Source organism: uncultured Shewanella sp. (assembly GCF_947491715.1).
Classification (GTDB): Bacteria; Pseudomonadota; Gammaproteobacteria; order Enterobacterales; family Shewanellaceae; genus Shewanella.
Genome location: NZ_CANLKR010000049.1, coordinates 1 through 14720 on the forward strand (window position 1 = coordinate 1; position 14720 = coordinate 14720).

Sequence of the window (14720 nt, forward strand, 5' to 3'; positions counted from 1 at the left end):
AAAAGACTAACTTCTACGTTGCATCACCTCAAAAGGCAATAAGCATTCTTTCAATAATACGCCTTGAATTAAGCCTTTTTACGGGCTCTGAAAACATGCACTTTCAAGTGGTTTGGGTATAAGTGCATGAAGCGACATGCACTTATCCATTTCCCCCTCCTATCAGCTTTCCTTCAAGCATAATTTGTACAAAACTTGACAAGTGCTTGTTCATCTAATAACCTAGACGCGTTTTTGGTGTTCCCTGATATGTTTATACTGCTGCAAATCCCCCCGTTAATAGGTTTGATTTTCTTCACAGCTAACGTAAAAAACTCCATCCGACAATATCGTCATTGTACTGTCATAACAGTGTGTTTCACTGATTGGCAGTATTTTGATAAAACTCAGTATATAAATTATTAATCGGTAATATTTGGACAGACTGATTTCTATATGCTATTTAAAATGGGTGTATCAAAACACTTAATGTTCATCTTTTGCGATTCGCTAAGGATATTTTTATTATTAAAAACCCCACTGCCAAGCTAATGGCAGTTAGACTAAAAAAGGAGTGTGGCCTATGTCATACCAAGTAAATGGACATGAAATAACAGTCGACTTTCCCGTTAACTCAATTTCAGTCAATAAATCTTCTATCGCTTTCACGGATAGTAGAGGCAAAAATAGAGAGACCTTTTCAAAACGTACTGAAGCAATCAAGTTTATGAAATGGCTTCTCACAAGTAATAAATAAAGCGTAAAAAGTAAAAACGACTTTTCGATACTCTTTCCTCTCATTCGTATCGAATGTTTGTTACTAAAGCAAACAGTTAGGACTGTTATTGTACAGCTTTCAAAGTCAACTCATTTGGTTCAGGTGGTATCCTTTTCACAGATACATCACCTGACCAAATGGTCAATAACACCACACAAAAATGCCGCTCACTTCAACGATAAATTAAATTTCCTCTGATATCGAGGTAACATACTTGCATTCCCCAATAAGCCGCCTTGATGAAGATATAATACAGGCCTGGCGTCATTACGAGTTAAAAATGACTGCAATACTATCCAGCCTAACGGATCGTAAAGTAAATCAAATTCAATACCCGTTTCATTGAGGTGCTGCCACATCTCATAAAAAGCAGTATACAACTTGCCAAAATGATATTTCTTGTCACTTTCTAACACAGTGGGAAAGCAAGCGGGATCACTTACTAACGCTAAAAATTGCTGTTTAAGGTAATCGCTGTCACCGACAGCAGCGCAGGTCATCACTTCAATAGGATAAAGGTTGGCTTTAAAAAATGCCGATAAATACAATGAAGTTGTACCAGTTCCGGAGGGTAAAAACACCACTAATTGCTCCAGTTGCTGAGCTTTCATCCAAACAACAATTTCTTCCGCTAATAACGACACGCCATATTGTGCAAAACCGCAATGGCCTCCCTCAGGAATAAACAAAGTTGCTTTATCATTCTGTAAACACAAATCCTCTATATAAGTCTCGCAGCTGCGTCCCAGCCTATCTGCCGCGGCACTAAGGTCTATCATATTCGCGCCATTAAGCCGAGCTTGCTTAAAGTTACCTTCAGCGGTATCAAGAGTATGTTTGGCGATATGATCCACATAATAATCAAATTGCCAACCTTTTATCTTGGCCAGCACCGACATTGAATACATAGAATTGGATTGAGGGCTACCAAAGCTGATGAGCCGTTTCACATCAGGAAAGTCATGATCTAAAAAATAGCGAAATTTACGGGCTTTATTACCCGAAAACTCAGGATGCAATAAATCATCTCGCTTAACAAAAACATCATGGCCAAAAAAATCAATCCGCTCCACGGGGGTATCGGCTAACTTCACGAATTATATCATCCACAATTTCCATCAGTGCCATCATTTTACGCTGCCAATAGTCAAAATTAAAATAAAATAGCTAATATTATTAAAAAATAGCATAAAAAGAGATAATGGTGACAGGGATAGATGAAATAACAAATAAAAACAATTAGTTAAGAGTTGGCATGAAATTCGCTTATTTCTTAGATTATTGAAATTGGATTATTATGACTATTCACAACCAATGAATGGCAATAATACCAAAAAACCACTTTACAAGGAGCACTAAATGGGTGTGTTAAGATTAGCATTTAACATTGCTTGGTTTATCATGGGCGGATTCATCATGGGATTAGCATGGTGGCTAGCAGGACTTATTTGCATCATTAGTATCATTGGGATCCCTTTTGCCAAGTCCTGTTTTATCATAGGCGAAATGACATTTTGGCCATTTGGTCAAGATGCTATCAACAGACAAAATATAACGGGCCATAGTGATATCGGTACAGGCACTTTTGGCATGTTAGGTAACATCATTTGGTTTATCTTAGTGGGTTTCTGGCTCGCTATCGGTCATATTATCTGTGCAATTGCGAGTGCCATCACCATTATCGGGATCCCTTTTGCTTTTCAACATTTAAAACTAGCCAAGCTCACTATCATTCCAATAGGACAAACCATTATTTCAACACATCAGTAAAAAAAATCCGCATGACTCAATGCGGATTCGTTTTAGGCATACTCGCTTCCATTAGCGCATCAACATCAATTTTAGCCAAACCTTGATTGAATATGTCTCGCCATTTTCTCCCTTCAGGCGTATTTCTAAACGCGACAAACAACTCCTTTTCAACAAGAGAACGATCATTAACTTGTATTTTTTCTTTTAAAGGCTCCATGCCTTCTCTCGCTAATAAATATTTTAATACATGCAAATCAATGACCGCACCGTTGACTCTACCAGACACGACTTTACGAATATTTTGATCGTCTGACGTCACTGTCTCCACTCGCTGCTCACCCGCAGCAATCATGCCATCGAATTCATGCGTATTCACATAACCTTTCACTACGCCTATGGTATATTGATTGAGATCAGATAACTTTTCCCAATAAATAGGATTATCTTTATTTTCAACGATAACCAATAAACTTGAACCGATTGCGACTGAAAACACTAAATGTTCTGCAGGAAAAATATATTCAGGGATGTAACCTAAATATTTTGTGTGGCTACGTGTGGCTAATCTGACTGCACGATTCCAAGGATAAAAATCAACAACAAGTTCGTGCCCCATTGCTTTCAATGCAGCACGAGTCACTGCAATTACCGCCCCTTTATTATCGAGTTGTTCGCTAGAATAAGGTGCCCAATTCAGCGAAGTTAAATACAAGGTATCAGCTTTTAATGGTGTCAAAAATAACGATAAAGACAATAATAATAGTAACCGACGAAAACACTGAATATGAATAAACTTATCCATAACACGGATGAATCGACAACACATAATAGTAAAATACAACCTTAAAAGCCTCAGCATTACAATCAAACTCCTTATTGATAATGATCCATTATCACACAAAAATTTTAGCTAATTTCGTGCTTATTGCCACTTTCCTTTTTAGGAAAAGCTTACAGGATCTTGTTGAATAAGCCTCAAAATTCATTCAAAAAAACGATAAAACAGATCCTTCCTATTAAAATATACCACCACTCATATCAGGGATTGGTCATACCGCCACAACGCCACTCCATTGAAAATACACATGTCAGTTAGCATCACACATTGTCTTCCTGTTCGAATTCATCCAATATTAACTCGGTAAGTAATTGCCCACCTCTTCCTAATGATCGCTCTAAAGTCGAAACCAATTGAGGCGTAAAACAAAAACGGCTGCCTCCCATAAAATCAATTTCCACCAGCGCCCCATCTTTAAGCTCCTGCTCAATCAAAAAATCGGGCATCCACCCAAATCCAACCCCCATTAAAAGAGCATTCTTTTTCATCATAAAGCCTGACAGATAAAACACTTTATCCCCACCAAATTGCAATTCATCCTGCCGGCTTTTGTCTGGAGATGAGTCTTCAATGGTCAGTTCAACATGATGCTGTAATTCATAGAGACTTAACTGTCTTTTAGTGGCTAATGGGTGTTCACGACTCGCTACAAGTATGCTGGTAATTTCAGGTAAGGGTGTCGACTGATAATGAGGCCCTGTTCGGTAATCTTTCACTAACATGAGATCGGCTTTATTAGACTCAAATCTATGCTGCACCCCCCCTAAAAATTCCATATTAAGCTGAATTTTTGTCGGGATCTGGTAACTTGATAATCGCTTCAATGCGCGCATAATCGGCTCCATAGGCAGCGCACCATCAATCACCAACTCCAACTTTGGCTCCCACCCCTGATTAAATCGAGTCGCCAGATGCTCAATATTGGCTAAATTATGTAATAATTTTCTCCCTTCAGCGAGAATGATTTCGCCTTCTGGCGTTAATTCAGCTCGGTATTGATCTCGGCTAAAAAGTGTGATCCCTAAGTGCTGCTCTAACTTTTTAACTTGATAACTGATCGCAGATTGGGCCTTATGCAGTCGCTCTGCCGCTTTAGTAAAGCTTCCTTCTTCAACTAAGACTTCAAGCATTTTGAATACATCAATATCGACTCGCATAACACCACTCCCAGTGTAAAATTATCTTTACCATCTAAAAAACTGATGGTTTTAATAAAATTATTATTCTTTTTTTTGTTTGTTTTAGCAACTAAATTGGTTTCGAGGATTCGATGATGTGTAAAAAATTGCGTTATGCGCATTAAGGAAGAGAAACATGCCGTTTTATATTAAACAAGGCCAAATCCCTAATAAACGCCACATTCAATTTAAAAAAGAAAATGGCGAACTTTACCGTGAAGAGTTGTTCTCTACCCATGGCTTTGCCAATATTTATTCTAATAAATACCATCATAATATGCCTACCAAAGCCCTTAATGTGACATCGCACACACTTTCTCATGGTGAGTCTTGGCAAGATGCATTAATACAAAATTATAAACTCGATACTATTCAATCAGATAAGCCAGGCCATTTCTATAGTGCAAGAAATAAAATATTTCATAATCAAGATGTTGCTTTCTACACGGCTCATGTCACTGAAGAAACAGAGACATTCTATCGCAATGCTTATGCCGATGAAGTCATTTTCATTCATGAAGGCGATGGGATACTTTACAGCGAATATGGCACCATTAAAGTTAACAAATGGGATTATTTAGTCATTCCAAGAGGCACTACTTACCAGCTCAAATTTAGTGACTATCATAATGTGCGGTTACTGGTTATTGAATCATTCTCAATGATTGAAATACCTAAACATTTTCGTAATGAGTACGGCCAACTACTTGAATCTGCCCCCTATTGTGAACGAGATATCCGTACACCAGTGTTAGACGATGCCATTGTGGAACAAGGTGACTTTACGTTAATCAGTAAGTTCGGCGATCGGTATCAACACATATCACTAGAATGGCACCCATTTGATTTAGTAGGCTGGGATGGGTTTGTTTACCCATGGGCTTTTAATATCAAAGATTATGCCCCCAAAGTCGGACAAATTCACTTACCTCCTTCCGAGCATTTAGTGTTCAGTGGTCACAATTTTGTGATCTGCAACTTTGTTCCTAGACCTTATGATTTTCATCCATTATCGATTCCAGCCCCTTATTACCATAACAATATTGACAGTGATGAAGTGATTTATTACGTCGACGGTGACTTTATGAGTCGAACAGGGATTAAAGCTGGGTACATGACCTTACACCAAAAAGGGGTACCTCATGGTCCTCAACCTGGTCGTACGGAAGCTTCAATAGGTAAAACTGAAACGGTGGAATATGCGGTCATGATCGACACCTTCAATCCATTACACCTAACAACGCATGTCAAAAACTGCATGCAAGATGATTATAACCGCTCGTGGTTAGAAAAATAACAACGAAGCAACCACAGCATTAGCACATTGAAAGAGGATATTCACATGGCAAGCGAACAGAATCCATTAGGTCTACTTGGTATTGAATTTACTGAGTTTGCCACGCCAGATCATAATTACATGCACGATATCTTTATTGATTTTGGCTTTTCTTTACTTAAAAAAGCCAAAAATAAAGATATTCTCTATTATCAGCAAAACGACATCAATTTTTTATTAAATACTGAACACAAAGGCTTTTCTGCTGAGTTCGCTAAATCTCATGGTCCCGCAATTTGTTCTATGGGCTGGCGTGTCGAAGATGCGCGTTTCGCCTTTGATACTGCCATCCAACGCGGCGCTAAAGGGGCTGATCCGAAACAAACTGATCTTCCTTATCCTGCAATCTATGGAATTGGTGACAGTTTAATTTATTTCATTGATACTTTTGGTGAAGCGAATAATATTTATCAAACGGATTTTGAGGATCTTCAAGCCCCTATTCATACACAAGAAAAAGGCTTTCTTGCCGTGGATCACCTCACCAATAATGTCTACAAGGGAACAATGGAATATTGGTCTAATTTCTATAAAGACATTTTTGGTTTTACCGAAGTCCGTTATTTCGACATTAAAGGCAGCCAAACAGCATTGATCTCTTATGCACTTCGCTCACCGGATGGTAGTTTTTGCATTCCGATCAATGAAGGTAAAGGCAATGATAAAAATCAAATTGATGAATATCTAAGAGATTATGATGGCCCTGGTGTTCAGCACTTGGCCTTTAGCAGCAGAGATATCGTTGCCTCTTTGGATGCAATGAAAGGTTCCGCCATTCAAACCTTGGATATTATTCCTGAATATTACGACACGATTTTTGAAAAGCTTCCTCAAGTCACTGAGGATAGGCAAAAAATCAAAGACCATCAAATACTCATTGATGGGGATGAGAAAGGTTACTTATTGCAAATTTTCACTAAAAATTTGTTTGGCCCCATTTTCATTGAAATTATTCAAAGGCGCAATAATCTTGGATTTGGAGAGGGTAATTTTACGGCATTGTTTGAATCCATTGAGCGCGATCAAATGAAGCGTGGTGTTTTATAATCACCTATTCACTCACTTTATAACAGCCTGTTGATTGTGTAAAGCAACAGGCTTTATATCCTATTTCAGAAAAGGGATCGCTCCCAAAATAGACACTGTCTACTCACCACAGTAACACTTCTTGCAATGCTATCCCCCATTTGGCTACACTAGACGCTGAATATGAACTAACAAAAGCCGTCTGTTACTCATGCCCGATCTCACACTACTTGCTCTTTTTATACCGACTTTTTTTTTCGTCTCCATTACACCAGGCATGTGCATGACACTCGCCATGACCTTAGGCATGAGTATCGGTCTGCGTCGAACATTTTGGATGATGTTAGGTGAACTTGTAGGTATTGCATTAGTCGCAATCGCAGCGGTATTAGGCGCAGCCAGTATCATGTTAAATTACCCCCACCTTTTTGTCGCCCTAAAATGGATAGGAGGTCTTTACCTAATATACATTGGGATTAACATGTGGCGAGCGAAAGGAAAAACCGCCTTAATCCCCCATAATCAAGTGGCTCATGTAAGCAACAAGGCGCTCGTATCACAAGGCTTTATCACTGCAATCGCCAACCCTAAAGGCTGGGCATTTATGATCTCTCTACTGCCCCCTTTTATTCATGAAGCCAGCCCCGTTGCCCCCCAACTGATAACATTAGTGGGGATCATTATGATCACAGAGTTTATCAGTATGACGGCCTATGCTTCCGGTGGAAAAAGCCTCAGACTATTTTTAAGTCGCGGTAATAACGTAAAATGGATGAACCGTATCGCAGGTTCACTCATGATTGCAGTCGGTATTTGGTTAGCACTGGATTAAGACACATTCTCTACGCAGTGATTAAAACACGTTTATCTAAACATCATTAACTACTAAAGAGCAACCGTCCCTAACAATAAACTAAAACCTTTATTTATCATGTCATTATCTATTAACATACAAATCGCATACCTTTTATCATTATTCTCCATTAAAAAACAATAATATAACCTTGGGTGACGTTAACGCTTGCATTTAAATAGCATAAACGTCACATTACGAAAGCAAAAAAACCATAAACAACAAGGAGCTGTAATGCGATCGCTCAAGACCGCCTTTTTCACATTTTTCATGATGTTGCCCTTCTTAGCCTTAGCTGACATCACACCCCCCTCTTCCGTCTCTGCCCCGTTATACACCCACTTAGCCACCGCTCAACCCGTATGGGCAAAAAATGGCATGGTATCGAGTCAAGAAGCCTTAGCAACACAATCGGGAGTAGAAATTTTAAAACAAGGCGGCAATGCCATCGATGCCGCTGTTGCAGTCGCTTTCAGTCTCGCCGTTACCCTTCCCAGAGCAGGAAACTTAGGAGGGGGAGGCTTCATGTTGGTCCATTTAGCCAAAGAGAATAAAAATATTGCCATCGACTATCGTGAAATGGCCCCTGCTCATACTCATAAAGATATTTTTCTTGATGAAAATGGCGATCCCAACCCTACACTCAGCCGTGAACATGGCTTGTCCGTTGGTGTGCCTGGCACCGTCAAGGGCATGGAGTTAGCCTTAAAAGAATACGGCACAATGAGTCTACAACAAGTGATTCAACCGGCAATTGAAATGGCCCTTAACGGGATCATCATGACGCCTGATCTCGCCCATTCACTCAATAGCGCTCAACAACGGCTAAGCCAATGGCCCAGCACGCAAGCCATTTTTTACAAAAAAGATGGCACAACCTACCCCATTGGCACACGCTTTAAACAACCCGAGCTTGCTCATACTCTAAGCGTAATTGCTCAAAAAGGCAGTAAAGGGTTTTATGAAGGCGAAACGGCAAAAAAAATCGTCGATGCTGTCACACAAGCGGGCGGCGTCATGACCTTAGCCGACTTAAAAGACTATCAAGCCGTCAAGCGCACACCCGTTGAAGGCAGCTATCGAGGTTATCAAGTCATTTCAATGCCGCCGCCTTCCTCCGGCGGCGTCCATATTATTCAAATGCTCAACATTCTTGAACAGTTTCCCATGGATAAATTAGGGCTGAATACCGCCAGCAGTATTCATTTGATGAGCGAAGCCATGAAACGCGCCTATGCTGATCGCAGTGAATATTTAGGCGATCCTGATTTTTATAATGTGCCCGTTGAAACCTTAACCAGTAAAGCCTATGCTAAAAAATTGGCTTCTGACATTAGTCTCGAAAAAGTGACCCCAAGTACTGACATAAAACCGGGTGATCTCGCGCCTTATGAAAGCGACCAAACCACTCATTATTCTGTGGTTGATAAATGGGGCAATGCGGTCTCCAATACCTACACATTAAACTTTAGCTATGGCTCAGGGCTCGTTGCCAAGGGAACGGGCGTCTTGCTCAATAATGAAATGGATGATTTTTCAGCGAAAGCCGGCACACCCAATGGTTTTGGTCTCATTGGTGGCCATGCTAATGCGGTAGAGCCTAAAAAACGTCCTTTAAGTTCAATGAGCCCCACCATAGTCATGCAAGATGGTGAGCCTTATATCGTCACAGGCAGCCCAGGTGGGTCTCGCATTATCACCACGACACTGCAAATTATCTTAAATGTCATTGATCACCATCTCAATATTGCAGAAGCCACCATAGCGCCGCGTGTTCACCACCAATGGTTACCAGATGAAATTCGCGTCGAACAAGGTATCAATAAAGACACCATTAACCTCCTTGAAAATAAAGGACATGAAGTCTCCATTAAAAATGCCATGGGCTCAACGCAATCTATCATCATGACCGAAAAAGGCTTCACTGGTTTTTCAGACTTACGCCGCTCAGGCAGTGAAACATTAGGGTATTAAATCTACCCATTAATTGTCTGTAAAATGCCATTCCATTGAATGGCATTTTTTCAATCCTGCATCCCTTCTTAACATCACGCCATCGCCCACTTATATTCACCACCAATTTCATCATCCATAAATCCACGATGAAATTCGCATCGAACAAGGTATCAATAAAGATGCCATTCAACTGAGTAGCACGATTGCCACCATGCATCTAGCCTCAATACCACGCCACACTTAGCTACGTTTTTTACCTTAAATCAATTAAAATTGCGTAAAAAAAAATCGCTTACAAGAATAGTTACAAATTAAATACAAGTTTAATGGATCTGCATCATTAATACGTGGTATTTAAAGGGGGTGAAATTAATCATACAAATTCGAAACAAATAAAAACAAGTTTTTCTTCGGGGAGATGACAATGAAGGGATTAACCCTAAAACCACTCGTATCTGCTATTGCATTAACGCTAGCGCTCAGTGGGTGCAATACAGCCAACATTAGTACACAAGAGAATACTGCGCCTAATGTTGTTGCGCAAAACATCATTAACAATAATGCAGATAATCCATTCTTTAAGCCCTACGACACGTATTACAACATCCCTGACTTCGATAAAATCCAAACTGCACACTTCCAACCCGCATTTGAAGCAGGTATTGCGCAACATCAAGCAGAAATTAACGCGATTACCGATAATCCAAAGCCTGCCACTTTTGAAAATACTATTGAAGCACTTGAATTTTCAGGGGATTTGACCATAAAAGTTGCCAATGTATTCTTTAATTTAACAGGTGCAGACACCAATGAAGAATTACAGGCCGTGTCAAAAGTCGTGACCCCCATGCTAGCGGCATCTGAAGATGACATTTATCTCAATGATAAATTATTTCAAAGAGTTAAAACCGTATACTTGCAAAAAAATAGCCTTAATTTATCCACCGAACAAGCTAAACTACTTGAAGATACCTACCAAGCCTTTGCTCGAGGCGGCGCCAATCTCGATGAAAAAGACAAAGATACATTACGCGGACTCAATGAGCAGATCAGTAAGCTAAGTTTATCTTTTGGCGATAACTTATTAGCTGAAACCAATGCATTTGAATTGGTTATCGATGATCAGGCCCGGCTTTCAGGCTTACCAAAAGATGTTATCGATACAGCCGCGCAAACGGCGATTAAAAGAGGACATCCCGGCAAATGGGTATTTACCACTCAGCGCCCTTCCATTACGCCCTTTTTAACTTATGCCGATGACAGGGAATTAAGAGCGCAAATTTACAATGGCTATATAAAACGTGCCAATAATGATAATGCCAATGATAATAAGAAAATTATCGCTAAGATTGCCGCGTTAAGAGCGCAGCGAGCTCAACTCATGGGTTACCCTACTCATGCCCACTTAGTGCTTCAAGAACGCACCGCTAAAACTCCTGAAAATGTTTATGGGTTATTAGATAAAGTCTGGCCAGCTGCATTAGCTCAAGCTGAGGCTGAAGTAGCAGAAATGCAAAAGCTTATTGATAAAAACGGGGAAAAATTCCAATTACAAGCTTGGGACTGGTGGTATTATTCAGACAAGATCCGCGTGGCGAAATACAGCTTTAACGAGCAACAGACTCGCCCCTATTTTTCACTTGAAAACACCCTAAAAGGGGTTTTTTATACGGCTAATCGTTTGTATGGCATTACCGTTAAAGAACGTAACGATCTACCTAAATACCATGAAGAAGTACGTACATGGGAAGTGTTTAACGAAAAAGGAGAAAGCATTGCCATCTTCATGGGCGATTATTATGTCCGTGACAGTAAACGTGGCGGCGCTTGGATGAATGCTTATCGCCAGCAATACAATATGAATGGCGTCAACTCTAAACCCATTATTTCCAATGTATTGAACTACCCACGTCCTGCTGGAGATGATCCTGCATTATTAACTTTTGATGAAGCCAGTACCCTATTCCACGAATTTGGACATGCCCTACACGGTATTTTATCTCAGGTACAATATCGCTCACAAGCAGGGACATCAGTCCCTCGAGATTATGTGGAATTTCCATCACAAGTCATGGAAAACTGGATGACAGAGCCTGAAGTGTTGGCTCAATTTGCGACTCACTACCAAACAGGCGAAGTGATCCCTCAATCACTGGTGAATAAAATACAAGCAGCCAGTAAGTTTAACCAAGGCTTCGCGACAGTTGAATATATGGCAGCAACCAAATTGGATTTAGACTGGCATACTATTACTGATTTTAAACCAAAAGATGCAGCCAAGTTTGAAGCGGATTCACTGAATAACATGGGATTAATTGATGAAATCTCCCCACGTTATCATAGTACTTACTTCTCACACATTTTCGCTGGCGGTTATTCAGCAGGTTACTATAGCTATTTATGGTCAGATATTTTGGGCGCCGATGCTTATGAGGCCTTTAAAGAAAATGGTATTTTCGACCAGGCGACATCAAAGGCTTTCAAAAGTACGGTACTCTCCCAAGGGGGCAGTCAAGATCCTATGGCGCTGTATAAACAGTTTAGAGGTAAAGAAGCAGGCATAGAGCCCTTGCTGCGCAGCCGTGGGTTATTAAAGGAATAATTTTCTCTCGTAGTCAATCATCTTTATGTCAACAAGCACAGTGAATTGTCATTGTGCTTTTTTGTTTCCTTTCTTCATCAATAGCAAAAAGACCTGCCATCCACTATCCTATAAATAATACTGAGCGGCGACTTTTGACAGGTTAAGCTTACCTTGTTGACGACCTATAGGGCCTGTTGGCTGTTGGCCTTTGGTTTTCACTTTTGCAGCAGTGTGTAAGTTTGAAAAAAAACCACTGCTTTATTCAAAGGAATGAGACATTAAAAGTATGAATAAACATCATATTGGGCTTATTTTCATTATCCTTTGTTCACTTTTTGCTTGTAGCTCTGATGACGTTGTTCAAGAACAAATTGACGAAAAAGCCTCCATAATCAAAAGCCAGCAAACTCATGTTAACTTACGCCTGCTTGAAACCAGTGATCTTCAAGCCAATATGAAAGATTTTAATTACTATACAGGCCAAGATGATCCCAGATTTGGTCTTGCTCGAACAGCCAGCTTAATTAACAAAGCACGTCAAGAAAACCCTAATAGTATTCTCATTAATAATGGCAATTTATTACAAGGCAGTCCCTTAGGCGACTATGCTAACGCCTTGGGTCCCCAAAAAGATCAGCCCCATCCCGTTTTTTTAGCCATGAACTTACTCAATTACACCCTCTCCAACTTAGGTCACCAAGATTTTATGAGAGGGATCCCTTTTTTAGAATGGGCAATAAACAGTGCTAACTTTCCATTCATTAACGCTAATGTTTATTGTAAAGTCAGCCAGTGCAGTAATGGCAGTCTACAAGATGAAAACCTCTTTACCCCTTACATCATCCAACCGACAACCCTAATGGATAATCAAGGCAATGAGCAAAGTATTAATATTGGCTATATCGGCTTTGTCGATCCTCAGGTTAATACATGGGCAGTGGATCACTTAATTGATAAAATCGCTATCAAGGACATTATAGAAACCGCAGAGAAGTTTATTCCTGAAATGCAGAGCAAAGGAGTCGATTTAATTTTCGCCATTCCCCACTCAGGTATTGCTTTTAAGCGTGGTCAACTGGTATTTGGTGCCAACAATGCTGCCGTCAATTTAGCCAATATTGATGGTATCGATGCCATTTTATTTGGCCAAAGCCACATTCCCTTTCCTTCAACACATTATTCAAATTTATGGAATAGTGACATTGAAAAAGGCACCATTAATGGCATACCAGCTGTTGCACCTGGCTATTGGGGGAACCATCTAGGCATGATTGATTTAACCTTAAATCGTGTCGAGGGAAAATGGTCCGTTATTGATTCACATTCGCAAGCCCAACCAATATTTGGCCAAAAAGCCTTAGTTTTACCCGAGAAACGAATAGAAGATTCTTTGAGCGACGTTCATAAAGCTATTTTGCATCACTCTGATCACAATAGAGGTATAACCAAAAAGCCTCTATACAGTGCACTCGCTTTAATTCAAGACTCAGCTATTATACAGCTTCTGTCCGATCTACAAATACACGCAGCAAAAACCACAATAAAAGCCGATCCTGCTTTTCAGAACATGCCCATTTTGTCAGCAGTTTCCCCTGCAAGAGCTGGCGGAAATCATACAAAAAAAGATGCAAACCAGTTCGTTGACATTAATACTGGTGATGTAACTTATCAAGATATTGTCGCGCTTTATCCTTATTCAAATACCCTTGCAGCTGTTAAAGTCACAGGTAAACTCATTAAAGAATGGCTAGAATGCAGTGCCAATCAATTTAATCAAATTTCTCTCTATAACAAAGCGCCTCAAAATCTGATTAATTGGGCACATCACCACAGCTATAATTTTGATATTATCAAAAATATTCAATATCAAATTGATGTGACTCAGCCCAGTGGTTATAACGAACACTGTATACCCATCACTTCTCAGCCAGCAAATAGGATCACAGCACTGAGCTATACTGATGAAAATGGCAATACAATATCTGGTAACAATTTTTACAATAGCAACTTCATCGTGATCACAAATAACTACCGCGCTTTTTCCGGTCAATTTCCAGGGACTGGGCCTAAACATGTCGTGGTGAGCTTCCCCAATGATATTCAAACACTGCTCGCCAACTATATCAGCCAACAAACCCAAGAAATGGGCTATATCAATATTACTCCTACCCATAACTGGCATCTCAGCCCCATTAAAAGCCAAGTCCCTTTAGACATTCGTTTTCAAACGCAAAATACGTTAGCTGCTGAGCACTTCATTAGCGACAATCAAACAATCAAAATGATCAAAAAAGATATAGATAAACAGGGGTATGCTAATTATCAGGTTTTGCTAAACAAAGCGCATCAAAAATAGAATATCTTGATCAACTTGTCAGTAAAGAAAGTGCCATTTTGAATAAAATGATTTACTCATGAGAGCTAATTACACGGTTACATA

Annotated in this window: 11 protein-coding genes; 7 read left to right on the plus strand and 4 right to left on the minus strand. The window is 39.9% G+C overall.

Annotated elements, in window-relative coordinates:
• Window positions 1-537: 537 nt before the first annotated feature.
• Both Q0779_RS21345 and Q0779_RS21350 read right to left on the minus strand, forming a co-directional pair.
• Window positions 538-663 carry a hypothetical protein gene (locus Q0779_RS21345; protein WP_298775878.1) on the minus strand — a complete coding sequence of 42 codons (126 nt, stop codon included), beginning with the start codon at window positions 661-663 and terminating at the stop codon, window positions 538-540.
• 261 nt (window positions 664-924) lie between these two features.
• Window positions 925-1851, minus strand: a complete 927-nt coding sequence (locus tag Q0779_RS21350; protein WP_298775832.1) for a 1-aminocyclopropane-1-carboxylate deaminase/D-cysteine desulfhydrase — start codon at window positions 1849-1851, stop codon at window positions 925-927.
• Between the two features lie 265 nt (window positions 1852-2116).
• On the opposite strand from Q0779_RS21350, the gene Q0779_RS21355 reads away from it, so the two are divergent.
• Window positions 2117-2527: a YccF domain-containing protein gene (locus tag Q0779_RS21355; RefSeq protein ID WP_298775834.1), complete on the plus strand. Its 411-nt coding sequence runs from the start codon at window positions 2117-2119 to the stop codon at window positions 2525-2527.
• Between the two features lie 16 nt (window positions 2528-2543).
• Here the strand turns inward: Q0779_RS21355 and Q0779_RS21360 are convergent, their stop codons facing one another.
• Both Q0779_RS21360 and Q0779_RS21365 read right to left on the minus strand, forming a co-directional pair.
• Window positions 2544-3293 (minus strand): ABC transporter substrate-binding protein, encoded by a 750-nt coding sequence (locus Q0779_RS21360; protein WP_298775874.1) that lies wholly within the window; start codon window positions 3291-3293, stop codon window positions 2544-2546.
• Between the two features lie 314 nt (window positions 3294-3607).
• Complete coding sequence (locus tag Q0779_RS21365) at window positions 3608-4504, minus strand: LysR family transcriptional regulator (RefSeq protein ID WP_298775836.1); 897 nt, start codon at window positions 4502-4504, stop codon at window positions 3608-3610.
• A gap of 157 nt (window positions 4505-4661) precedes the next feature.
• Between Q0779_RS21365 and Q0779_RS21370 the strand changes: the two genes are divergently transcribed.
• From Q0779_RS21370 to Q0779_RS21395, 6 genes are all read left to right on the plus strand, one after another.
• Complete coding sequence (locus Q0779_RS21370; protein ID WP_298775838.1) at window positions 4662-5822, plus strand: homogentisate 1,2-dioxygenase; 1161 nt, start codon at window positions 4662-4664, stop codon at window positions 5820-5822.
• Between the two features lie 45 nt (window positions 5823-5867).
• A complete protein-coding gene (gene hppD, locus Q0779_RS21375) occupies window positions 5868-6908 on the plus strand; it encodes a 4-hydroxyphenylpyruvate dioxygenase (RefSeq protein WP_298775840.1) in 1041 nt (346 codons plus the stop codon).
• A gap of 190 nt (window positions 6909-7098) precedes the next feature.
• Window positions 7099-7719 (plus strand): LysE family translocator, encoded by a 621-nt coding sequence (locus tag Q0779_RS21380; RefSeq protein WP_298775842.1) that lies wholly within the window; start codon window positions 7099-7101, stop codon window positions 7717-7719.
• Window positions 7720-8010: 291 nt separating this feature from the next.
• Entirely contained in the window at window positions 8011-9714 is a 1704-nt protein-coding gene (ggt, locus tag Q0779_RS21385) for a gamma-glutamyltransferase (protein ID WP_298775876.1), read from the plus strand.
• A gap of 406 nt (window positions 9715-10120) precedes the next feature.
• The gene (locus Q0779_RS21390) at window positions 10121-12298 is read left to right on the plus strand and encodes a M3 family metallopeptidase (protein ID WP_298775843.1); all 2178 of its coding nucleotides are present in this window, start codon (window positions 10121-10123) and stop codon (window positions 12296-12298) included.
• Between the two features lie 268 nt (window positions 12299-12566).
• The gene (locus tag Q0779_RS21395; RefSeq protein WP_298775844.1) at window positions 12567-14636 is read left to right on the plus strand and encodes a bifunctional 2',3'-cyclic-nucleotide 2'-phosphodiesterase/3'-nucleotidase; all 2070 of its coding nucleotides are present in this window, start codon (window positions 12567-12569) and stop codon (window positions 14634-14636) included.
• The last annotated feature ends 84 nt before the right edge of the window (window positions 14637-14720 follow it).